This window comes from Halomonas sp. B23F22_3 (genome assembly GCF_043496965.1).
Taxonomy (GTDB): domain Bacteria; phylum Pseudomonadota; class Gammaproteobacteria; order Pseudomonadales; family Halomonadaceae; genus Halomonas.
The window spans coordinates 231,443-251,977 of record NZ_JBIEKG010000006.1 but is presented as its reverse complement, the minus strand read 5'-3'; the positions used below and the strand labels follow the sequence as shown (position 1 = coordinate 251,977).

The 20,535-nt window shown below is 67.4% G+C and carries 21 protein-coding genes; 16 read left to right on the top strand and 5 right to left on the bottom strand.

From position 1 onward, the window contains the following. Positions 1 to 150 precede the first annotated feature (150 nt). Positions 151 to 2,139 (bottom strand): sigma-54-dependent Fis family transcriptional regulator, encoded by a 1,989-nt coding sequence (locus ACGTNG_RS15525; RefSeq protein WP_394797425.1) that lies wholly within the window; start codon positions 2,137 to 2,139, stop codon positions 151 to 153. 353 nt (positions 2,140 to 2,492) lie between these two features. Between ACGTNG_RS15525 and ACGTNG_RS15520 the strand changes: the two genes are divergently transcribed. The 8 genes from ACGTNG_RS15520 to ACGTNG_RS15485 are packed head-to-tail and all read left to right on the top strand — an operon-like array spanning position 2,493 to position 9,547. Next, positions 2,493 to 3,008, top strand: a complete 516-nt coding sequence (locus ACGTNG_RS15520) for a gluconate 2-dehydrogenase subunit 3 family protein (protein ID WP_394797424.1) — start codon at positions 2,493 to 2,495, stop codon at positions 3,006 to 3,008. Positions 3,009 to 3,064: 56 nt separating this feature from the next. Next, entirely contained in the window at positions 3,065 to 4,645 is a 1,581-nt protein-coding gene (locus ACGTNG_RS15515; protein WP_394797423.1) for a GMC family oxidoreductase, read from the top strand. 14 nt (positions 4,646 to 4,659) lie between these two features. Further along, positions 4,660 to 5,646, top strand: coding sequence for a thiamine pyrophosphate-dependent dehydrogenase E1 component subunit alpha (locus tag ACGTNG_RS15510; protein ID WP_394797422.1), 987 nt, complete (start codon positions 4,660 to 4,662; stop codon positions 5,644 to 5,646). A gap of 40 nt (positions 5,647 to 5,686) precedes the next feature. Next, positions 5,687 to 6,775, top strand: a complete 1,089-nt coding sequence (locus ACGTNG_RS15505; RefSeq protein WP_444875024.1) for a 2,3-butanediol dehydrogenase — start codon at positions 5,687 to 5,689, stop codon at positions 6,773 to 6,775. Beyond that, positions 6,772 to 7,794 (top strand): alpha-ketoacid dehydrogenase subunit beta, encoded by a 1,023-nt coding sequence (locus tag ACGTNG_RS15500; protein WP_394797421.1) that lies wholly within the window; start codon positions 6,772 to 6,774, stop codon positions 7,792 to 7,794. The genes ACGTNG_RS15505 and ACGTNG_RS15500 overlap by 4 nt, the downstream gene beginning before the upstream one ends. A gap of 14 nt (positions 7,795 to 7,808) precedes the next feature. Then, positions 7,809 to 8,045, top strand: a complete 237-nt coding sequence (locus tag ACGTNG_RS15495; RefSeq protein ID WP_315584999.1) for a biotin/lipoyl-containing protein — start codon at positions 7,809 to 7,811, stop codon at positions 8,043 to 8,045. 11 nt (positions 8,046 to 8,056) lie between these two features. Further along, the gene (locus ACGTNG_RS15490; protein WP_394797420.1) at positions 8,057 to 8,827 is read left to right on the top strand and encodes a 2-oxo acid dehydrogenase subunit E2; all 771 of its coding nucleotides are present in this window, start codon (positions 8,057 to 8,059) and stop codon (positions 8,825 to 8,827) included. A 39-nt stretch (positions 8,828 to 8,866) separates the two neighbouring features. Next, positions 8,867 to 9,547, top strand: coding sequence for a lipoyl protein ligase domain-containing protein (locus tag ACGTNG_RS15485; protein WP_394797419.1), 681 nt, complete (start codon positions 8,867 to 8,869; stop codon positions 9,545 to 9,547). Positions 9,548 to 9,657: 110 nt separating this feature from the next. Here the strand turns inward: ACGTNG_RS15485 and ACGTNG_RS15480 are convergent, their stop codons facing one another. The 4 genes from ACGTNG_RS15480 to ACGTNG_RS15465 all read right to left on the bottom strand — a co-directional run bounded on the left by ACGTNG_RS15480 (position 9,658) and on the right by ACGTNG_RS15465 (position 12,823). Continuing rightward, complete coding sequence (locus ACGTNG_RS15480) at positions 9,658 to 9,969, bottom strand: hypothetical protein (RefSeq protein ID WP_394797418.1); 312 nt, start codon at positions 9,967 to 9,969, stop codon at positions 9,658 to 9,660. A 72-nt stretch (positions 9,970 to 10,041) separates the two neighbouring features. Then, entirely contained in the window at positions 10,042 to 10,632 is a 591-nt protein-coding gene (locus ACGTNG_RS15475) for a VOC family protein (RefSeq protein ID WP_394797417.1), read from the bottom strand. A gap of 607 nt (positions 10,633 to 11,239) precedes the next feature. Beyond that, complete coding sequence (locus ACGTNG_RS15470) at positions 11,240 to 11,665, bottom strand: DUF2784 domain-containing protein (RefSeq protein ID WP_394797416.1); 426 nt, start codon at positions 11,663 to 11,665, stop codon at positions 11,240 to 11,242. A 51-nt stretch (positions 11,666 to 11,716) separates the two neighbouring features. Then, positions 11,717 to 12,823, bottom strand: coding sequence for a pyridoxal phosphate-dependent aminotransferase (locus tag ACGTNG_RS15465; RefSeq protein ID WP_394797415.1), 1,107 nt, complete (start codon positions 12,821 to 12,823; stop codon positions 11,717 to 11,719). A 239-nt stretch (positions 12,824 to 13,062) separates the two neighbouring features. Here ACGTNG_RS15465 and ACGTNG_RS15460 point away from each other — a divergent pair, with 239 nt between their 5' ends. The 8 genes from ACGTNG_RS15460 to ACGTNG_RS15425 all read left to right on the top strand — a co-directional run bounded on the left by ACGTNG_RS15460 (position 13,063) and on the right by ACGTNG_RS15425 (position 20,514). Continuing rightward, positions 13,063 to 13,842 carry a helix-turn-helix transcriptional regulator gene (locus ACGTNG_RS15460; RefSeq protein ID WP_394797414.1) on the top strand — a complete coding sequence of 260 codons (780 nt, stop codon included), beginning with the start codon at positions 13,063 to 13,065 and terminating at the stop codon, positions 13,840 to 13,842. 169 nt (positions 13,843 to 14,011) lie between these two features. Further along, entirely contained in the window at positions 14,012 to 15,088 is a 1,077-nt protein-coding gene (locus ACGTNG_RS15455) for a TRAP transporter substrate-binding protein (protein ID WP_394797413.1), read from the top strand. Between the two features lie 103 nt (positions 15,089 to 15,191). After that, entirely contained in the window at positions 15,192 to 15,737 is a 546-nt protein-coding gene (locus tag ACGTNG_RS15450) for a TRAP transporter small permease (protein ID WP_394797412.1), read from the top strand. Continuing rightward, positions 15,734 to 17,011 carry a TRAP transporter large permease gene (locus ACGTNG_RS15445; protein ID WP_394797411.1) on the top strand — a complete coding sequence of 426 codons (1,278 nt, stop codon included), beginning with the start codon at positions 15,734 to 15,736 and terminating at the stop codon, positions 17,009 to 17,011. Before ACGTNG_RS15450 ends, ACGTNG_RS15445 begins: the two co-directional genes overlap by 4 nt. 12 nt (positions 17,012 to 17,023) lie before the next feature. Continuing rightward, on the top strand, positions 17,024 to 18,058 hold the full coding sequence (locus tag ACGTNG_RS15440; RefSeq protein ID WP_394797410.1) for a histone deacetylase family protein: 1,035 nt from the start codon (positions 17,024 to 17,026) through the stop codon (positions 18,056 to 18,058). Between the two features lie 26 nt (positions 18,059 to 18,084). Next, positions 18,085 to 18,441, top strand: coding sequence for a RidA family protein (locus tag ACGTNG_RS15435; RefSeq protein WP_394797409.1), 357 nt, complete (start codon positions 18,085 to 18,087; stop codon positions 18,439 to 18,441). A gap of 1 nt (position 18,442) precedes the next feature. Beyond that, the gene (lhpI, locus tag ACGTNG_RS15430; RefSeq protein ID WP_394797408.1) at positions 18,443 to 19,384 is read left to right on the top strand and encodes a bifunctional Delta(1)-pyrroline-2-carboxylate/Delta(1)-piperideine-2-carboxylate reductase; all 942 of its coding nucleotides are present in this window, start codon (positions 18,443 to 18,445) and stop codon (positions 19,382 to 19,384) included. Next, positions 19,381 to 20,514 carry a histone deacetylase-like amidohydrolase gene (locus tag ACGTNG_RS15425; protein ID WP_394797407.1) on the top strand — a complete coding sequence of 378 codons (1,134 nt, stop codon included), beginning with the start codon at positions 19,381 to 19,383 and terminating at the stop codon, positions 20,512 to 20,514. Before lhpI ends, ACGTNG_RS15425 begins: the two co-directional genes overlap by 4 nt. Positions 20,515 to 20,535 lie beyond the last annotated feature (21 nt).

Below are 20,535 nucleotides of genomic sequence, written 5' to 3'. Positions count from 1 at the left end.
TGCGCCTCATTCCGCCGCACCTGGGCCTTGCTCGAAGGGTCAGGCCTTACGCAGGGCCTCCTCGAGTATCGTCAGCCGGCCCGGCACCAGGGTGTCTTGCGCGTCAGAGAGGACAGCCCATCGACCGGGGTCGATGGGCGGGCTCCGGTATCACAGGGCATCCAGCTGGTGAGGAGGTGTGATCCCGAGGCGTTTCATGCGCCGGTAGATGGTCGGCCGTGAGAGGCCGAGCTCGCGGGCCACGGCGCTGATGTTCCACTGCTGGCGTCGCAGGGCCTCGTGGAGTGGATCCATGGAGCGTGACACCGCCGAGTGGCCTGCGACGAGCTCGTCGGGCGTCTCGGCGGGACGTGCCGCCGGATGCGCCAGGTGACCGCTGATGCATTCCTCCGGCAGGTCGCCGACCACCACCTCGTCGCCTTCGCAGGTGGCCAGGGCATAACGCAGGGCGTTATGCAGCTCTCGAATGTTGCCCGGCCAGGGGTAGGCGAGCAGGGCGCTCATGGCGTCACCCCGCAACCGTATCCGCGAGTCGCCGCGCTCGGCCTTCAGGTCCTCGAAGAGCCGTCGGATCAGGTAGCCCTGGTCCGCCCGCTCACGTAGCGGCGGCAGCCGCAGGCTGGCGCCGTTCAGGCGATAGAAGAGGTCCTCGCGGAACTGTCCCAGGTCGATCAGCCCACGCAGGTCGCGGTGGGTAGCCGCTACGACGCGCAGATCGACCTTCACCGGCCGGTTGGCACCGATCGGCAGCACCTCCCCCTCGGCCAGCACGCGCAGCAGCCGGGTCTGCAGCTGTAACGGCATGTCGCCGATCTCGTCGAGGAACAGGGTGCCGCCGCTGGCCTGGGCGATCAGCCCCTTCATGCCCTTGCTGTTGGCGCCGGTGAAACTGCCGGGCTCGTAGCCGAACAGCTCGCTCTCGATCAGCGACTCGGGCATGGCGGCGCAGTTGATCGCCACGAAGGACTGGTCGCGTCGACGGCTGGAGTCATGCAGCGCCCGCGCCATGCGTTCCTTGCCGGTGCCGGTCTCGCCGATCACCAGCAGGTTGATCGGCTCGTTGCGCAGCCGGGCGGCGCGGGTCAGGGTGTCGCGCATCGCCGGGTCATCGTCGGCCAGGGCCTCCAGCGGGGCCAGGCTGCTTTTTTCGCCCGGGCGCGCTTGGCCGCTGGGGGCGCGGCGGCGCTGCGGTTCGAGCAGGGTGGCGAAGTGCAGTTCGTGATGGCGGTGGGTACGGAAGGCCCGCACCCGGTCGTCTCCATAGCGGTGGATGTCGAGCACCTCGTCGATCTCGGCGTCGATCAGGTCCTGGATGTGCCAGGCCTTGAACGGCCGCGCGTCACCGGCGCCGGCCAGTGGCAACTCGTGATGGCGCAGCAGCTTGCGGCCGGCGGTGTTGGCGGCCAGCAGGGTGCCGTCCTCCTCGATGGCGATCAGGTAGCGCCGGTTGATCTGCACGAACTCCCGAGAGCGGTCCAGGCAGACGATGTGGTAGCCACTGAAGCGCTGCAGGAAGTAGGCATCCTCGATCATCCGCGCATAGTGCTTGACCACCTGCAGGGCGAAGGTCTGGGAGGTCTTGGATTCCGGGGAACGATAGGCGGAGATGTCCAGCACCGCCAGCAGCTGGCCGTCGGGGTCGAAGACCGGCGCCGCCGTGCAGGTCAGGCGAATGTGGTGGGCACTGAAGTGATCGCTGTGGTGGCAGGTCAGCGGCACTCGCTCATGGATGCAGGTGCCCACCGCGCAGGTGCCGGCATGCTCCTCGCTCCAGTCGGCCCCCAGATAGAGGCCGGTGCGCTGGTGCTCATGCTGGGCGCTGCTCGCGCCGAGAAACTGCACGGCGATGCCCCTGGCGTCGGTGAGCAGGACCACATAATCCAGCGGTCTCACCTGGCGATAGAGTTGCTCCACTCCGGCCCGGGCCACCTGGATCAGGGCGTCGGCCTGGTCCTGATGCTCGCGCAGGGTACGGTCGGGGACATAGCGGGGAGGGCTGGGCGCTGCCGGGTCGAGGCCGTAGCGGTCGATGCAGCGACGCCAGGAACGCTCGATGACGGCGTTTTCGTCGGCGCCGGGATGCTCGCGTGCGTGCAGGATTGTCTGTACGTGTTGTCGTTGTGCCTGGGCGGTACTCATGGTCATGGCCTGTGGCCGGCGAGCCGGCGTGTCAGGTTATTGTCGTTGTCCTTTCATTCAAGGTACGCCCCGGAGAGACCAACGGTGATTCGACCTTGGTCGCCCCCGTTACACCTGTAACGCCTCCTGTAAACGGGGTTGTCACGCCGAGTGTAATAGTCGCCGTCCCCCTCGGCGTGGGAGACGTCTGCCTTCGTCCTTTTTCGCTATCCTTTTCTTTTATAAACAATGGCTTGATTCGTTTCTGGCCCTTTCTGGCACGGAATCTGCGAGGGAAGGGGCGTGCGGCCCCATGGCCGCTCTGGCTGACCACCGGCGCGACGATCGCGCTGCACAACAACAGGAGCCACGCCATGACCTCTTCTCCCAAGGCGATGCCGCTGAGCCGGCGTCGCTTCCTCAGCCTCACCGGCCAAGGCGCGTTGGTTGCCGGAGCAGCGCTCGGCGCCGGCGGCCTCTGGCCACGCTGGGCCCTGGCCGAACCCGACCTCGCCGCCGGCCTGCTGCGCATGGGCCGTGACATCTACCCCCACGATGCCATTCCCGACACCTACTACCTCACCCCCCTCGAGCCGCTGCTGGAGAATCAGCGGGCGCTGATCGCCGACGGCCTGGCCGAGCTCAACCGGCGGGCGCGTGACGCCCACGGGAAGGACTACGGCGACATCGGCGAGGAGGCCGACCGGGCGGCGCTGCTGCGCGAGATCGAGGACGGCGACTTCTTCCAGACGGTGAGGGGCACCCTGGTGGTGGGGCTCTACGACAACCCCGCGCTCTGGGAGCCGCATTTCGGTTACGAGGGATCGTCGTGGCAGCAGGGGGGATACCTCCATCGCGGCTTCGATGACCTGAAGATCGACTGGCTGTGACGCCCGATATCCCGGTGTGACCCGATAACAACAACCGATTCGAGAGGAAACACGCCATGGCAACACGTTTCGACCATGACGATGACAGCGTGGTGGTGATCATCGGCTCAGGGGCCGGCGGCGGCACCTTGGCCCATGCCCTGGCCAAGAAGGGCATCGACAGCGTGGTGCTGGAGGCCGGCAAGCGCTACCAGATGAACGACATCGAGAATGACGAATGGGAGATGTTCAAGAAGATCTCCTGGCTCGATGAGCGCATCACCGCCGGTCCCCGCCAGCTCACCGAGACCTTCCCCGGCCTGCCGGCCTGGATCGTCAAGGGGGTGGGCGGCAGCACCATCCACTGGGCCGGCGTCTCGCTGCGCTTCCAGCCCCATGAATTCAAGCTGCACAGCGAGATCGGCGATCTCGAGGGTGCCAACCTGCTTGACTGGCCGATCTCCTACGAGGACCTGGAGCCCTACTATGTAAAGGCCGAACGCCATATGGGGGTAACCGGGGACTCCACCGGCATGCCCTATCACCAGTGGAACAACAACTTCAAGGTGCTGGCCGCCGGCGCCGAGCGCATCGGCTATACCCAGCTGCGCTCCGGTCCCATGGCCATCAACACCGAGGAGTACGACGAGCGCAGCCGCTGCATGCAGGCCGGCTTCTGCATGCAGGGCTGCCGCTTCGGTGCCAAGTGGTCGACCATGTACACCGATATTCCCCGCGCCGAGGCCAGCGGGCACTGCGAGGTGCGGCCGCGCTCCATGGCCCTGAAGATCGAGCACGACGATCAGGGCCGGGCCTCGGCGGTGGTCTATGCCGATGGCGATGGCAACCAGCACCGTCAGCGAGCCAGGGCGGTGTGCCTCGCCGGTAACTCCATCGAGTCGCCGCGCCTGCTGCTCAATTCTCACTCCTCGATGTTCCCGGATGGCCTGGCCAACTCCTCCGGCCAGGTGGGTCGCAACTACATGACCCACGCCACCAGTTGCATCTTCGGCGTGATGCCCAAGCCCGTGCACATGCATCGCGGCACCACCTTCGCGGGCATCATCTCCGATGAGGCGCGCCTCGATCCGTCCCGGGGCTTCGTCGGCGGCTACACCCTGGAGGTGATGTCGCTGGGCGTGCCCTTCTTCGCCAAGTTCATGGATCCCACCAATGCCGGCTGGGGACGCGATATCACCACCGCCCTGGACAAGTACGACCACCTCTCCGGGGTATGGATCTGCGGTGAGGATCTGCCCATGGAGCGCAACGGCATCACTCTGCACGACACCAAGAAGGACCAGTACGGCCTGCCGGTTCCCGTCGTCTACAAGGGCGATCACCCCAACGACGTGAAGTTGCGCAGCCATGGCGAGCAGCAGGCGCGGCGCTGCTACGAGGCCGCGGGCGCCGAGCGCATCTTCAAGGTGCCGGACTTCCCCACCAGCCATAACGTCGGCACCAACCGCATGAGCGCCCGGCCCGAGGACGGGGTGGTCAACCAGTGGGGCCAGACCCACGACATCGACAACCTGTTCATCTCTGACGGGAGCCAGTTCACCTCGAGCGGGGCCGAGAACCCGACCCTGACCATCGTCGCCCTGGCGCTGCGCCAGGCCGATCACATCGCCGAGCGCATGCAGCGCCAAGAACTCTGAGCGGAGGACTCCCCATGCAACCGACCAATGACCAGCGGCTGTGGATGTACCGTCAGATGGTGACCAGCCGTCATCTCGAGGAGCGCATCGAGACGATCTACATGGAAGGCAAGACGCCGGTCTTCAACATGGCCAAGGGGCCGATTCCCGGCGAGATGCACCTCTCCAATGGCCAGGAACCCTGTGCGGTCGGGGTCTGCGCCCACCTCGGCGCCGAGGACGTCGTCGTCGCCACCCACCGGCCGCACCATATCGCCGTGGCCAAGGGCGTCGACCTCAATGCCATGGTCGCCGAGATCTTCGGCAAGGCGACTGGCCTCTCCGGCGGGCGTGGCGGCCACATGCACATCTTCGATGCCGACGTGAACTTCTCCTGCTCGGGGATCATCGGCGAGAGCCTGGGGCCTGCGGCCGGCGCCGCCCTGTCCCGGAAGATACAGGGCAAGCCCGGGGTGGCGGTGGCCTTCCTGGGGGAGGGGGCGGCCAATCAGGGCGCCTTCCATGAGGCCCTGAACCTGGCGTCGGTCTGGCAGCTGCCCGTGGTGTTCGTGATCGAGGACAACGCCTGGGGCATCTCGGTGGCCAAGCAGGCCTCCACCGCGGTGCCGCGCAACGACCTGCGCGCCAGCAGCTACAACATGCCCGGGGTGCATGTCGCCGATAACGACGTCGAGGGCGTGTTCGCCGCGGCCGGCGAGGCCATCGCCCGGGCCCGTGACGGTCAAGGGCCGACCCTGATCGAGATCGAGACCTCGCGGCTGGCCGGTCATTTCATGGGGGACAGTGAGGACTATCGGCCCGAAGGAGAGAAGGCCGGGCTCCAGAGTCATGATCCCATCCCGCGCTATCGCCAGGCGCTGATCGAGGCCGGATTGCTCGACGAGGCCGCCGACAGCCGCCTGGTCGACGAGGCTCACGAACGTGTCGAGGCGGCCATCCACTTCGCTCGGGAGAGCGACTTCCTGCCCGCCGAGGCGGCCCTCGAGACCGTCTTCGTCTGATTGCCACGAAGAACCGAAAACGACAATCAGGAGTAACGTCATGAATATGATGCAAGCGGCAGTCTGGCACCGAGCCAAAGACCTCCGCGTCGAAACGGTCCAGGTCCCGACCGTCCAGGAGCCGCACCAGGTAAAGGTGAAGATCGCGGCCTGCGGCATTTGCGGCAGCGACCTTCACGAGTACAGCGCCGGCCCCATCTTTATCCCGGTCGATGCCCCGCATCCTCTCAGCCAGCAGCAGGCCCCCATCATCATGGGCCACGAGTTCGCCGGTGAGGTCGTGGAAGTGGGCAAAGGTGTCACCCGAGTCAAGCCGGGGGACCGAGTCGCCATCGAGCCCATCCTTTCGCCAAATCGAGATGGCCACTATCTCATGGAGCGCTACAACCTGACGCCGTTGCTGGGGTTCCATGGTCTCTCGGGTGGCGGGGGCGGATTCTCAGAATATACGGTCGTCGGCGAGCACATGGTTCACCCCCTGCCTGATGACCTCTCCTATGAGCAGGGGGCACTGATCGAGCCGGCTGCCGTGGGCCTGCATGCGGTGCGTCAGAGCGCGCTGAAAGCCGGTGACAGTGCCGTGGTCTTCGGTGCAGGCCCCATCGGGTTGATGATCATCGAGGCGCTCAAGGCCGCCGGGGCTGCCAGCATCGTGGCCGTGGAGCCTTCTGACTCGCGCCGCCACAAGGCGAGGGAGCTGGGTGCCCAGGTGGTGGACCCCCGAGAGCAGGACGCGGTAGAGCAGGTGCATGCCTTGACGCAGGGTGGCGCCGACTTCGCCTTCGAGGTGACCGGCATTTCCGCCGTGCTGGACCAAGCGATCAATGCCACCCATGCCGGCGGCGAGACAGTGATCGTCAGCATCTGGGAAACCGAGGCGGCCTTCCAACCCAACGACCTGGTGATCAAGGAGCGCACCCTGAAGGGCATCATCGCCTACCGGCACATCTATCCCGCCGTGATGGCCCTGATGCAGCAGGGCTATTTTCGCGCCGAGGACCTGATTACCGCACGTATCGTGCTGGACGATGTGGTCGAGCAGGGGTTCGAGACCCTGCTCAATGACAAGTCGCACATCAAGATCATCGTACGGCCCGGCCAGCGGCTGGGCGAAGGAGTCATGTCATGAATACTGTCACCGGCTCTCGCAAGCTCACCATCGCCCGGGCCATGGCCGAGGCCACGGCCCAGGAAATGCGCCAGGACCCGTCGGTCTTCGTGATGGGCGAGGACGTGGGCCCACTCGGCGGCGTCTTCGGTAACACTCGAGGCCTGCATGAGGAGTTCGGGGCCGAACGTGTGCGCGATACCCCGATCTCCGAGACCGCCTTCATCGGCGCCGCCGTGGGCGCCGCCTCCGATGGCATGCGCCCCATCGTCGAGCTGATGTTCGTCGACTTCTTCGGCGTGTGCATGGACGCCATCTACAACCTGATGGCCAAGAACACTTACTTCTCCGGCGGCAAGGTCAAGGTACCGATGGTGCTGATGACCTCCACCGGCGGCGGCTACTCGGACGCCGGGCAGCACTCCCAGTGCCTCTACGGCACCTTCGCCCACCTGCCGGGCATGAAGGTGGTGGTGCCGAGCAACGCCTATGACGCCAAGGGCCTGATGACCGCGGCGATCCGCGACGACAACCCGGTGGTCTTCATGTACCACAAGTCGTTGCAGGGCATGGGCTGGCTGGGCACCGAGAAGGGCGCCACCGTGGCGACACCCGAGGAGCCCTACACCGTCGAGATCGGCAAGGCCTCCGTGGTCAAGGAAGGCCAAGACCTGACCCTCGTCAGCCTGGGCGCGGGTGTCCACCACTGCCTGCGTGCCGCGAAGGCGCTGGGGGACGAAGGCTTCGACGCCGAGGTCGTCGATCTGAGAAGCCTCGTGCCGCTGGACCGCGAGACGGTGCGTGCCTCGGTGGCCAAGACCGGCCGGCTGATCGTGGTCGATGAGGACTACCACAGCTTCGGCGTCAGCGGCGAGATCATCGCCAGCGTGGTCGAACACGACCATCGCCTCAAGGCTGCCCCGGCGCGTGTGACCTACCCGGATATCCCGATCCCCTTCGCGCCGACGATGGAGCAGTGGGCCCTGCCCAATGCCGACAAGATCGTCGCCGCTTTCCATCAGATGCTGCGAAACCATTGACCGAGGAGAGACCTGTGAACACTGCGATTACCGTACCCGAGGACCTCTGGGAAGGCGCCGGCGAAGGCGTGATCACCGCCTGGCTGGTGGATGACGGCAGCGAGGTCGCCCAGGGCGACTTGGTGGCCGAGGTAATGGTCGAGAAGGCCCAGTACGAGATCGAGGCCCCGGTCTCCGGAGTGCTGACCATCGCCAAGCAGGAAGACGAGGTGGTCGCCAAGGGCACCTCCATCGCCAGCCTGGAAACCTGAGGAGTTTCTCCATGCCACTCGACACCCAGAATGCCGCCGCCCCCGGGGGGGCGGCTCACTCGCCGGCGGGCGGAAGACGTGAGCCTCGCGAGATCCCGCTGCGCGGCATGCGCGGGATGATCGCCACCAAGATGCGCGAGAGCCTGCAGTCGACCGCCCAGCTGACCCACCATGCGGGTGCCGAGCTCGGCGCCGTGCAGGCGCTGCGCGCCCACTGTCGTAGCGCCGGGCTCGCGCCGCCCTCGGTGCAGGACATCCTGTTACGCCTGGTGGTGCAAACCCTCCAGGACTTTCCGGCCCTGAATGCGACCCTGGAAGACAACCGCATCACCGAGCACCCTGCGGTGCACCTGGGACTCGCCGTGCCGCTGCCTGACGACCTGCTGGTGGCCCCGGCGCTGTTCGATGCCCAATCGGTCGAACTGGGGGCACTGCCCGGCGCACGACGTGACCTGGTGGAGCAGGCCCGCGCCGGCAAGCTCTCGGTCCGTGAGCTGACCGGGGCCACCTTCACCGTCTCCAACCTGGGGCGCTCCCGGGTGCACCATTTCACGCCGATCCTCAACCTGCCCCAGGTGGCGATTCTTGGCATCGGTGGCATCGAGGCGCGGGTGGTGCCCGACGAGGCGGGTGGTGTTCGGTCGGCCGAAGTGATCGGCCTGTCGCTGACCTTCGATCATCGCGCGGTCAATGGCGCGCCGGCGGCGGCCTTTCTCGATAGACTCGTCGAGCGCATTGAGCGCATCGCGCCCGATGCCTTCGACCATGAACTGCGCTGCTGACCCGGGGGAGCCATGGCCGTTCCGCTAGAGATCTCCAGCATGACCCTGCAACGCCCCACGGTGGAGGAGGGTCTCCTCGCCGAGGAGGCCCTCCTCGATATGGTCTGTCAGGGGGAGCTATCGCTCGGCTGGCTGGCCTGGTCGCCCCGGGACCGAGGCCTGGTGATGCCGCGCCGCCACGAGCGCCTGGCGGACTTTCCCGAGGCCCGGGCACGGCTGGTCGAGCGGGGCTGGCCGGTTCGCTTCCGTGCCACCGGCGGGACGCCGGTGCCCCAGTCGCCCCAGGTGATCAATGTCGCCCTGGCCCAGCGCTGCCGGGTGGGCGGCTCGGCGGCTCACCTGGAGTGGGGCTACCACCGCCTGGGCGATCCCTGGTGCGATTGGCTCGGTCATCTGGGCGTGGCGGACGCCGATCTCGGCCCGGTCGCCGGTTCCTACTGCGATGGGCGCTTCAACGTGCGCATCACCGGGCGCAAGCTGGTCGGCACTGCCCAGCGCTGGCGCCGGGTACGGGGCTGTCGCGACATGGCTCTGCTGGTGCATGGCGCCATGCAGGTCGAGGGGGATCCCGCGGAGCTGGTGGCAGTCGTCAACGACTTCCAGGCCGGTATCGGTGACCCCATGCGCTTCCGGGCCGAGCGACACATCGCGTTGCGCGAGGCGATCCCCGGCTTCCAACCAGAGACCCTTGACACCTTGCTGGCGCGTTACCGGGGATAGTCACACAACCTATTGATACGACGCCAGCAACGAGAGGCGAAGCGCCATTTTCTGTGCTTCCATGTCCTACCCGAACGAAAACGGGGTCAGGTTCGACGTCGATGACTCCCTCAACCAACACTTGGCGTTGGTGAACGGTTTTCTGGGGTAACAACAGGGCTCGCACCGAGGTGCGCTAGGGCATCGTCGCGGCCGATGGCTCGGCCGTGCCACTCGTCTGTTTGGTGAATGTCTGGAGAAACTCCGCAGAAGAATTTCAGGCCGCACTCGCGCATCACGGCCAGGAAATGCTGGGCGATCTGCCGAACTTTACCCATGTTCAACCGATCATCCAGATCGATGTGATCCTTGCTTGGGCGGGCGCTGCCCTGGCATGTCCTTGCGTGCCGCGGGTAATACAAAGGAGATGGCCAATCGGCCATCTCCTTTTTTCGCTGTCTCGCCGGTGTCGGTTCGCGGCCCTCTCGAAGAATGGGTTGAGAGGCGATCAGAGGTTAGTGTCTGGGGTCCCAGAGGCGGCCACTGTTCTCTTCTTCGTACCCCATGCTGCCGAAAGGCACGCTGACCATCTCGAGTTGCATGCCCCAGGGCGCCATGAAGTAGACCCAGGTCAGGCCTTCCATCGGGCCTTCGGTGAAGGTGTGGGGTTCACCCAGTACCTTCACATCGTTCTCCTTCAGATAGGCCACGGCTTGATCCATATCGTCGACATAGAAGGCGATATGATGTCCGCCGATGTCGCTGTTGCGGGGCTGTTCGGTGCGCTGGTCCGGCGCGGTGTATTCGAAGATCTCGAGGTTGGTGCCGTCGCCGCAGCGTACCAGGTGGGCGGCGGGAATGGTGGCCTCCGGCTGGACGTTCAGGTTCACCGTCATCCAGTCGTCCTCGAAGGGGCCGAAGGGGCCGATGGTGAAGTAGGCCTCGCAGCCGATCACCTCGACGAAGAAGTCGACGGCGGCCTGACGGTCGGGAACGGTAAAGCCAAAGTGTTGGGGCCCCTGCATGCCGGGCAGTTCGGCCTGGGCGGCCTGGGCGGCCAATAACAGGGGAAGGGTAAGCATCTTACGCTTCAGAGTGAAAGTCATGGCATGACTCCGTGTCTCATGAGTTGTTTTGTATTGATGGTCACCGCGGTATGTCACGGGCGACATGGATACTTTGAGCAAGGGCCATGCCAAGAAGCTGGTGTATCGCGATCGCTGTTTAATGTGCTGAGTTATAACGGGGTTTAAGGAAAAGGGAGGATTCGAGTCGGCCATGGTGATACGCCGGTGCTACACCTGTCACGTGACACCTGTCACGACTGTCATTTCGCCAAAAGTCGTGTCTCGCTTTGCCGTCACGATGCCGGGGAGGTGGCCGGTAAGGCCAAGCTCGGCTGTGCGCGGGTACGACCGACGGAGGCGAGAGTCGATCCACGGGTCAGGCGGTTAGCGTAGAAGGCCCCGCTTAATGGGATCTCGAATCGTTGCCCCTTCAGGGGCGCTGAAGTAGCCCAAGCGATAGGCCTGGAGGGTCTCCCGGCCGGATCTCCAGCTGCGTTGGATCTAGTCCTCGATCTCCAGCGGTGGCTGGTATATCGGCTCCTCGCCGGCCCCTCTGGCGCCCAGCACGGCCACGCTGAATTCGCGGCCGAGGAGATATTCCTCCGCGATGACCCGGGGGGAGTCACTCGGACCGCGATATCACGCCTCAGCGGGCGTCACGGCGTCCCTTGCGGCGGAAGGAGCGAGGGCGAACCCAGAACCAGCTGAGGATCACGAGACCAGCGAATAGCGTATAGACGACGGTGAAGACCCAGGCGGGGGCCTGATAGTACAGCAGCTCGTGCAGCCAGTAGGCGATGAAGGAGCCGGTGTACATTACATCTCCTGCCTTCTCCCGCAGCGCCATTTCCCAGGCGGTGAGGGGACAGAGCGCACCCAGCCAGGCCTGCAGCACCACGATGCCAATCGCCACCAGGTGAGCCAGGCGGAACCCGGGATGACGCACCCAGCGCCAGGCGCGTCCCTTGCCGACCAGCGTCAGCGCCAGACCCAGTACCACGAACAGCACGAAGGCCGCATGAACCACCAGGATGGCGTCCGCTGCCAGAGAATAGAGCAGGCGAGGTTCCATCGTGTCACGCCTCTTCTGGGTCTGGGGTCGATGCGCTTAGAGGGCGAGTCACTAGGCCTGGCGCAGGGCCTCCTCGAGTATCGCCAGCCGGCCCGGCACCAGGGCGTCCTCCACGGCGGTGATGCGCAGCACGTGCCCCAGATCCGGATGAGCCGGGCGGGCGATCAGGCGTCCGGCCTCGAGGAGTTCCCGGTTGACCCGCTCGGCGAGCTCGGCGCTCTCCATCTGCACGCCGATGAAGTTGGTGGCGCTGGGCAGCACCTCGGCACCCTGGCCGCGCAGGTGCTCGGCCAGGCGTTCCCGGCGCCGATGCACGGCGGCGATGTGCTCGCGGGTCTCGTCGGGATGGTCGAGCACGACCTCGGCGGCGGCCTGGGTCAGGGTCGACACCGCGTAGTGGATGCGCACCTTCATCATCATCGCCAGAGTCTCGGGCACGGCGATGGCATAGCCGATGCGCAGCCCGGCCAGGCCGTGGGCCTTGGAGAGGGTGCGCAGGCGGATCACGCCGGGCAGCACCTCGCGGGAGAAGGGGCTGTCGGCGTCCTCGCGGAAGTCGTGATAGGCCTCGTCGAGCAGCAGCCAGCAGTCGTCGGGCAGGGCCTCGCGAAGCCGGCGCACGGCATCGTCACCGTGGAGATGCCCGCTGGGGTTGTCGGGGTTGGCCAGATAGACCAGCCGCGCCTGGGTCTCGCGCGCCGCGGCCGCCAGGGCCTCGAGGTCCGGGGCGAGGCGTCCGGGCGATTCCTCGTAGGCGACCTCGACCAGCCGGCAGCCCTGGCCCCTCGCGAAGTAACCGAAGGTCGGGTAGGTGCCGGCGGTGGCGACCACCGTGGTGCCGGGCTCGGCCACGGTGCGCAGGGCCAGCGCGATCAGGCTGTCGGCGCCGGCATCGACCAGCAGCGCCTCGAGGGGAATACCCTGCTGCTCGGCGAGGCGCTGGCGTACGCCCAGCGCCTCGGAGTCGCCGTAGCAGTAGGCGTGCTCGACCATGGCGTCGCCGAAGTGCTCGCGCAGGGCCCGATGGGGCATGTCCAGCCCCTCGTTGGAGCCCAGGCGGTGGGGGATCTCCCGGCCCAGGCGCCGCTCCAGCACGCGGATGCCGGGGAAGGGATTGGTCGGGCCGTCGCCGGTCAGGTGGTCGGGGTAACGGGGCATCGGGAACTCCCAGTCAGGTGGTCGATGAGGAGGCACGGCCTGCCCCTGTCGATGCCCAAGAGAGGAGGGCTCGGAGGGCGCAGGGTCGACTCCCCGGTTGAGGCGATGGACCTGGCGATACCATAGCATCTGCGCCGGGCGGGACGGATTCCCCGGCGGCGCCCGGACCGCGGCTTGCGTTTCACGATCCGCCTCGGCATGTTGAATTCGTCGATGGTGACTGCGAGCCGATGATGCCGATGCCCTTTCTCGATCTGCGAACCGCCACCCTGGGCCGTGAGCACGTGGCGCACGATCATGGCCATCACCAGCTGATCCTGGCCACGCGAGGCGCCACGGAGCTCTCCATCGAAGGGCAGGGGGGGCGTATCACCGGCAGCCGTGGCTGCCTGATCCCCAGCGGCCGTCATCACGACTACCGGGGCGACGGCCGCAACCGTACCTTCGTGCTCGATATCCCGGCCGACAGCCTGCCGGCGCTGCGCGACGGAGACGAGATCGAGCGGCTCTTCGACCGGCCGCGCTTCTTCGGCGTGCCGCCGCGCCTCAATCGACTGGCCGCGAGCCTGATGCGCCAGCTCGAGCTCTGCCCGGCCCTGCACAGCGAGATCGCCGCGCTGCTGCTGCGGGCCCTCTATCTGCATCTCGAGGCCGAACCCCTCTCGGCGACGCTCGAGGGCCTCGCCACGCCGGGGATCAGCGAGCGTCTCGACCTGACACGCCTGGACGGCTGGATCGACCGCCACCTCGCCGACGAGATCCGCGTCGAGCGGATGGCCGCGCTCTGCGCCCTGAGCGCCGGGCACTTCCATGCCTGCTTTCGGGAACTGACCGGCATGACGCCCCTCGCCTATGTGCAGCGACGCCGGCTGGACCATGCCCGCACCCTGGTCATGCACAGCGGCCTGAGTCTCGGCCATATCGCCTCCCTGGTGGGCTTTCACGACCAGGGCAGCTTCTCCCGTGCCTACCGTCGGCGCTTCGCCGTCTCGCCCTCCCAAGGTCGCCGAGCCGGCTGAGCATTCCCGAGTCCCGGGCAAGGGCGTCGCAGTCCCGGGCAAGCGTCCCTGCCGATGGCGGCCTAGTCTGAGGGGCAGTGCCCTGGCCGGGCTTGCACCGCTGCGGTGTCCCCGGCGCCGTGAGAAGGGCCGACAACGACAATGACAACATGACGCGAGGATGAGACCCATGATGCCGAAGGCACTCTCTCAGGTGGCGGTGCTGGCCGCACTGCCGCTGGCCATCGCCAGCACCCAGGCGCAGGCCCAGTCCTACGAGATGGCGATCGCCACCCTGATCCCCGAGAACCTCACCAACAACAGCATCTATCCCGGCCTGGTGCACTTCAAGGAGCTGGTCGAGTCGCGTACCGACGGCGACGTCGCGGTGACGATCTTCGGCGGCGGCCAGATGGGGTCCGAGGTCGAGACCGGCTCCCAGGTGCAGGCGGGAGGCCGCGCCCTGCAGTCGAGCATCCTGACCTCCGGCGCCATGTCCTCGTTCTATCCCGACTACCAGGTCGTCACCGCGCCCTTCCTGTTCGACGACTGGCGCCAGGCCTGGGCCTTCTTCGACGGTGAGTGGTTCGCCGATTTCATGTCGGGCACCGTCGAGGCTGCCGACATGCGCTACCTCGGCACCTTCGACGACGGCGGCGGTTTCGTGGCCTTCACCAACAACGAGCGGCTGATCAAGACCGTCGACGACCTCGAGGGGCTGAACATCCGCACCGAGGAGAACCCGGCCCACGTGGCGACGATGAAGGCGCTCGGTGCCTCGGCCACGCCGCTGCCTTGGGGCGAGCTGATCACCGCGCTGGAGACCGGGCTCGCCGACGGCCAGTTCAACGCGCCGGTGATCAACACCACCTACGGGCTGGACGAGGTGACCGACTACACCACCCTGACCGGGCACGTGTACAACAGCGCCAGCTGGGTGGTCAGCGAAGCCTGGTTCCAGGAGCTGCCGGAGGAGCACCAGCGCGTCATCACCAACGCCGCCCGGGAAGCGGTGACCCTGAGCCACGGGGCCTCGGCGATGCTGGCGACGGCCAGCTGGCAGAAGTCCTGCGAGCTGTTCGAGGAGTGCTACCTGATGCCCACCGAGGAGCGTCAGCGCATGGCCGAGATCGCCCGCCCGGCGTGGAAGACCTGGATCGTCGACGACTTCGGGGCCGATGCCCAGCTGGTCGAGGACATGCTGAGCGAGGTGGAGTCGCTGCGTGAGTCCCTGCCCGAGGAGGCCTACCAGCGCTACGGGCAGTGAGCCGACTGCCATCCGAGGTCGGGGCGGCGGCTGTCAGGCCGCCCCGGCCGCGTGATCCGCGCTGCCGCTGCTTAAGCCCCTTTCCCCGAGCCGGATACTTCTCATGAGCCTACTCCACCAGGCCCGTCGACTCAGCGATGTCGTCAACCAACTCGTGATCGTGTTCTGCGTGAGTTGCGTGCTCGGCATGCTGGCGATCTCCTTCACGGGCTTTCTCTATACCCTGTTCACTGGCGATGCCCTGAGCTGGACCTACTCCCTGGCGCGGCTCTTCCTGCCCTGGATCGGCCTGCTCTCGTCCACCATCGCGCTGCACTCCGGTGAGCACGTCGCCATGACGCTGCTGGTGAAGCTGCTCCCCGAGCCCCTGGTCCGGCTCGCCGCGGCCTTGACCCTGGCGGTGATGGTGGTCTTCGCGCTGCTGATGATCTGGTACGGCTGGAGCTTCTTCCAGAATGCCACCCAGGTCTACATGGTCTCCGACAACATCCAGATCTCGCGCCGCTGGACGGCGGTGGCCGTGCCGCTCTCCGGCGTCATCTTCCTGCTGCACCTGGTGCAGGGCTTCAGCCTGCTGGAGCACTTCCGGGACGACAGGGCGCTCATCGAGGACGTGATCGGCGAGCCTGACGAGGAGGCCCGCTCATGACCCCCGCCATTCTTGCCTTCATCATCGTGCTGCTGATCGGGGCCCCGGTGGCCGTGGTCATGGCCATCTCCGGCGTCGCCGGGGTCTACTCCCTGGGCGGCGAGCGGCTGATGGGCATCATCGCCGACCGCATGTTCTCCGGGGTCTCCGGCTACATGCTGATCGCCGTGCCGTACTTCATCTTCACCGCCGAGCTGATGAACCAGGGCGGCCTGACCCAGAAGCTGATCGCCTTCAACAATGCCCTGTTCGGCCGCGTGCGCGGCGCGCTCTCCCACGTCAACGTGACGGTATCGCTGTTCTTCGCCGGCCTGACCGGGGCGGCGATCACCGATACCGTGGCGATCGGCAAGATCATGATCCCGGAGATGAAGAAGCAGGGCTACGACGCCGAGTACGCGGCGGCGATCACCGCCTGCTCGTCGATCATCGGGCCGATCATACCCCCGAGCGTGGTGATGGTGGTCTACGCCACCCTGCTGCGCGACATCTCGGTGATCGACCTGTTCGCCGGCGGCATCCTGCCCGGCGTGCTGATGACCCTGGCGCTGCTGCTGACCAGCATCGTGCTGGCGTGGCTGCGCGGCTATCCCAAGCAGGGCGCCACGCCGATCCGCGCGGCGATCCTCGCCTTCCTGTCGGCCCTGCCGGCGATGCTGGTGCCGCTGATCATCCTCGGCGGTATCCTCTCGGGGATGACCACGATTACCGAGGCGTCGGGCTTCGCCGCCGTCTATGCGATCTTCATCGGCGTGGTGTTCTACCGTAACCTGACCTGGCACAAGATCTGGCAGGCGCTGGTGACCACCGTGAAGTTCTCCGGCGTGGTGTTCTTCCTGCTCGCCACCTCGGCGGTGCTCGGCTGGTTCGTGACCCGCTCGGGCATCGCCCGCGAGGCGGCGGAGCTGATCACCACCCTGAGCGACGTGCCCTTCGTCCAGATCATGCTGGTGTGCCTGCTGCTGATCGTGCTGGGCACCGTGATGGACGTGCTGCCGGCGCTGGTGGTGATCGGCCCGGTGGTGGTGCCGGCGATGGTCTCGCTGGGCTTCGACCCGCTGCACTTCGCGATCGTGATGATCGTTACCCTGAACATCGCCAACGTGACGCCTCCGGTGGGGATGACCCTGATGACCGCGGCGAGGATCGCCGAGGTTCCCTATGAACGGGCGATCGTCGCCTCGCTGCCGTTCTACTGTGCCTTCATCGCCGTGGTGGTGATGCTCGCGGCCTTTCCGGCGCTCTCCACCTGGATCCCCTCGCTTCTGGACTAAGGACTGCCATCGATGAAGCTCTTCTATCACCCCGACCAGCAACGCCACGCGCCGCCGACATTCCTGCTGCGCGGCCGGGCGGTGGACTCGCCGGAGGGGCCGGTGCGCGCCGAGCTGCTGACCCGGGGCCTGGCGTCCATGGGACTGGCGATGACGCCGCCCACCGTGGTCGACGGCCCGCGGCTGCGGCAGCGCCTGGCCGCCATCCATGCCCCGCGCTACCTCGAGTTCCTCGAGACCATCCATGCCCGCTGGCAGGCGCTGCCCAATGCCGCCGAGATCGTGGCGCCCAACGTCCACCCCTGCGGCGGCGGCCATCACTACCCCCGTCATCCGGTGGGGCTGGTGGGCTGGCACATGCACGACATGGCCTGCCCGATGACCGCCGACAGCTTCGCCGGCATCCTGGCGAGCGCCGCCTGTGCCGAGGCCGCCGCCGATGCGGTGCTCGCCGGGGAGGACGCGGCCTATGCCCTGTGTCGACCGCCGGGTCACCATGCGGGACCGGAGCGGGCCGGGGGCTTCTGCTTCCTCAACAACGCGGCGCTGGCCGCCACGGTGCTGCGCGAGCGGCACGAACGCGTGGCGATCCTCGACGTCGACCTGCATCATGGCAACGGCACCCAGGACATCTTCTATCGCCGCGGCGATGTCTGGACCGGCTCGCTGCACGCCGACCCCGCCGATTTCTATCCGTTCTTCTGGGGCGGCGCCGACGAGACGGGCGAGGGCGAGGGGGCCGGCGCCAACGTCAACCTGCCACTGCCCCTGGGCAGCGACGGCGCGGCCTTCCTGGCCCAGCTGGATCGCCTGATCGAGCGTCTCGAGGCCTTCCGGCCCGAGTCCGTGGTGGTGGCGCTGGGGCTCGATGCCCACAAGGACGACCCGCTCGCCGGCCTGGCGCTGGAGACCGAAGATTTCACCGCCGTGGGCCGGCGCATCGCCGCCCTCGGCCTGCCCATCGTGCTGGTGCAGGAGGGGGGCTACCCCACCGAGCACCTGGGCGACAACCTGGCCGCCTTCCTGGGCGGCTTCACCGCAGCCTGACTGCCATCACGACGAGAGACCACGCCATGACCGTCACCCATCACGACAGCAATGCCCGCATGAGCCAGATCACCGTGCACAACGGCACCGTCTACCTGGCGGGCCAGGTGCCGACGGACGCCAGCGCCGACATGCGCGGCCAGACCGAGCAGGTGCTGGCGCGCATCGACGACCTGCTGGCCCGCGCCGGCACCTCCAAGGAGCAGCTGATCGCCGCCCAGATCTGGGTGACCAGCATGGCGGAGTTCGACCAGATGAACGCCGCCTGGGACAGCTGGGTGGTGCCGGGGCGTCCGCCGGTGCGGGCCGCGGTCGAGGCCAAGCTCGCCAAGCCCGAGTGGAAGGTGGAGATCATGGTCACCGCGGCACTCCCGGAGGGCTGAGATGCGCATCATCACCGACACGGAAGTGGCGGCGGCGCTCGACTGGTCGGCGCTGGTCGAGCGGCTGGCCACGACCTTTCGCGAGGGCGTGGAGTCGCCGCCGCGTCACCACCACGCCATGCATCGGCCGGACGGCGAGGCCACCATGCTGCTGATGCCGGCCTGGGAGCGGGCCGGCTACATCGGCATGAAGATGGTCAACGTCTTTCCCCAGAACGCCGATCACGGCCTGCCGGCCATTTCCGGTGTCTACCTGCTCAGCGAGGGGGACCATGGGCGGCCCCTGGCGTGCCTCGACGGCGGCGAGCTGACCCGGCGGCGCACCGCCGCCGCCTCGGCGCTGGCCGCCCGGGAGCTGGCCCGCGACGACGCCTCGACCCTGCTGGTGGTGGGCACCGGCAAGCTTGCCCCGATGGTGATCGAGGCCCACGCCGCGGTGCGCCCCATCACCAGGGTGCGGATCTGGGGGCGCCATCCCGAGAAGGCCGAGCGGCTAGCGGCCGAGTATGCCGATCGCTTCGACACGGCCGCCGTCACCGACCTCGAGGCGGCGACCCGGGAGGCCGACGTGATCAGCTGCGTGACCCTCTCCACCGAGCCGCTGATCCGCGGCGAGTGGCTCGCGCCCGGCACGCACCTCGACCTGATCGGCGCCTTTCGGCCGAGCATGCGCGAGACCGACGCCGAGTGCCTGGCCCGCAGCGAGGTGTTCGTCGACACCTATCCCGGCGCCCGGGGCGAGGCGGGGGACATCCTGCAGGCGATTGACGAGGGCCGCTTCGCCTTCGACGATATCCAGGGTGAGCTCGTCGAGCTGCTGCGCGGCGAGCGCTCGGGGCGCAGCGCCCGCGAGGCCATCACCCTGTTCAAGTCGGTGGGCGCCTCGCTCGAGGACCTGGCCGCGGCCATCGAGGTATGGGAACGGCTGGAGGGCGGGGCATGACGGCGGGTGACGCGAAAAGAAGACCGCCTGTAGGCTTCTACTGGCACGAGCGCTGCTTCTGGCACGACCCCGGGGCCATCGGGGTCTTCTCGGCGCCGGGCGAGTTCCTGCAGCCCCAGCCGGCCTCGGAGAGCGCCGAGAGCAAGCGGCGCCTCAAGAACCTGCTGGAGGTCTCCGGGCTGATCGATGAGCTCCGCGTGCGAAAACCGGGGCCCGCCGGCCGCGAGGATCTCGAGCGCTTCCACTCGCCGCGCTACCTCGACGCGCTCGAGGCCGGGGATCGCGCCCTGGGTGGCAACGGCGGTGACTGCGCGCCCTATACGCCGGGCAGCCTGGCCGCCGCGCGCCAGTCGGCGGGACTGGCCATCGCGGCGGTGGAGGCCGTGGCCACCGGCGAGCTCGCGCGCGCCTATGCGCTCTGCCGGCCGCCCGGCCACCATGCCGAGGCCGATCGCGGCCGCGGCTTCTGCCTGCTGGGCAACATCCCGGTCGCGGTGATGCGCGCCCGGGCCCTGGGGCAGGTGGGGCGGGTGGCGATCCTCGACTGGGACGTGCACCACGGCAACGGCCAGCAGGCTGCCTTCTACGACGACCCCGAGGTGCTCACGGTATCGATCCACCAGGCGGGCAACTACCCGCTGGACACCGGTACCTTCGAGGAGCAGGGGGAGGGGGCCGGCGAGGGGGCCTGCCTCAACCTGCCGCTGCCGCCAGGCTGCGGCCTCGGGGCCTATGCCCACGCCATGAGCGAGCTGGTGCTGCCGGCCCTCGAGGCCTTCCGGCCCGAGTTGATCGTGGTGGCCTGCGGCTATGACGCCTGCGCCAAGGACCCGCTGGGCAAGATGCTGCTCAACAGCGCGGCCTTCGGCGACATGACCCGGCAGCTGATGGCGCTCGCCGAGCGGGTCTGCGACGGCCGGCTGGTGATGGTCCACGAGGGCGGCTACTCGGAGGGCTACGTGCCGCTGTGTGGCCATGCGGTGATCGAGGCGCTCGCGGGCGACGCGATCACCGTGCCCGATCCCCAGAACGACGAGATCGCCGCCTGGGCCTATCAGGCCCTGCAACCTCATCAGCGTGAACTGATCGACGGCTGGCGAGCGGCCTGGTTCGATGCCGATCGGCTCTGACGCCCGGTTTCGATGACCGTC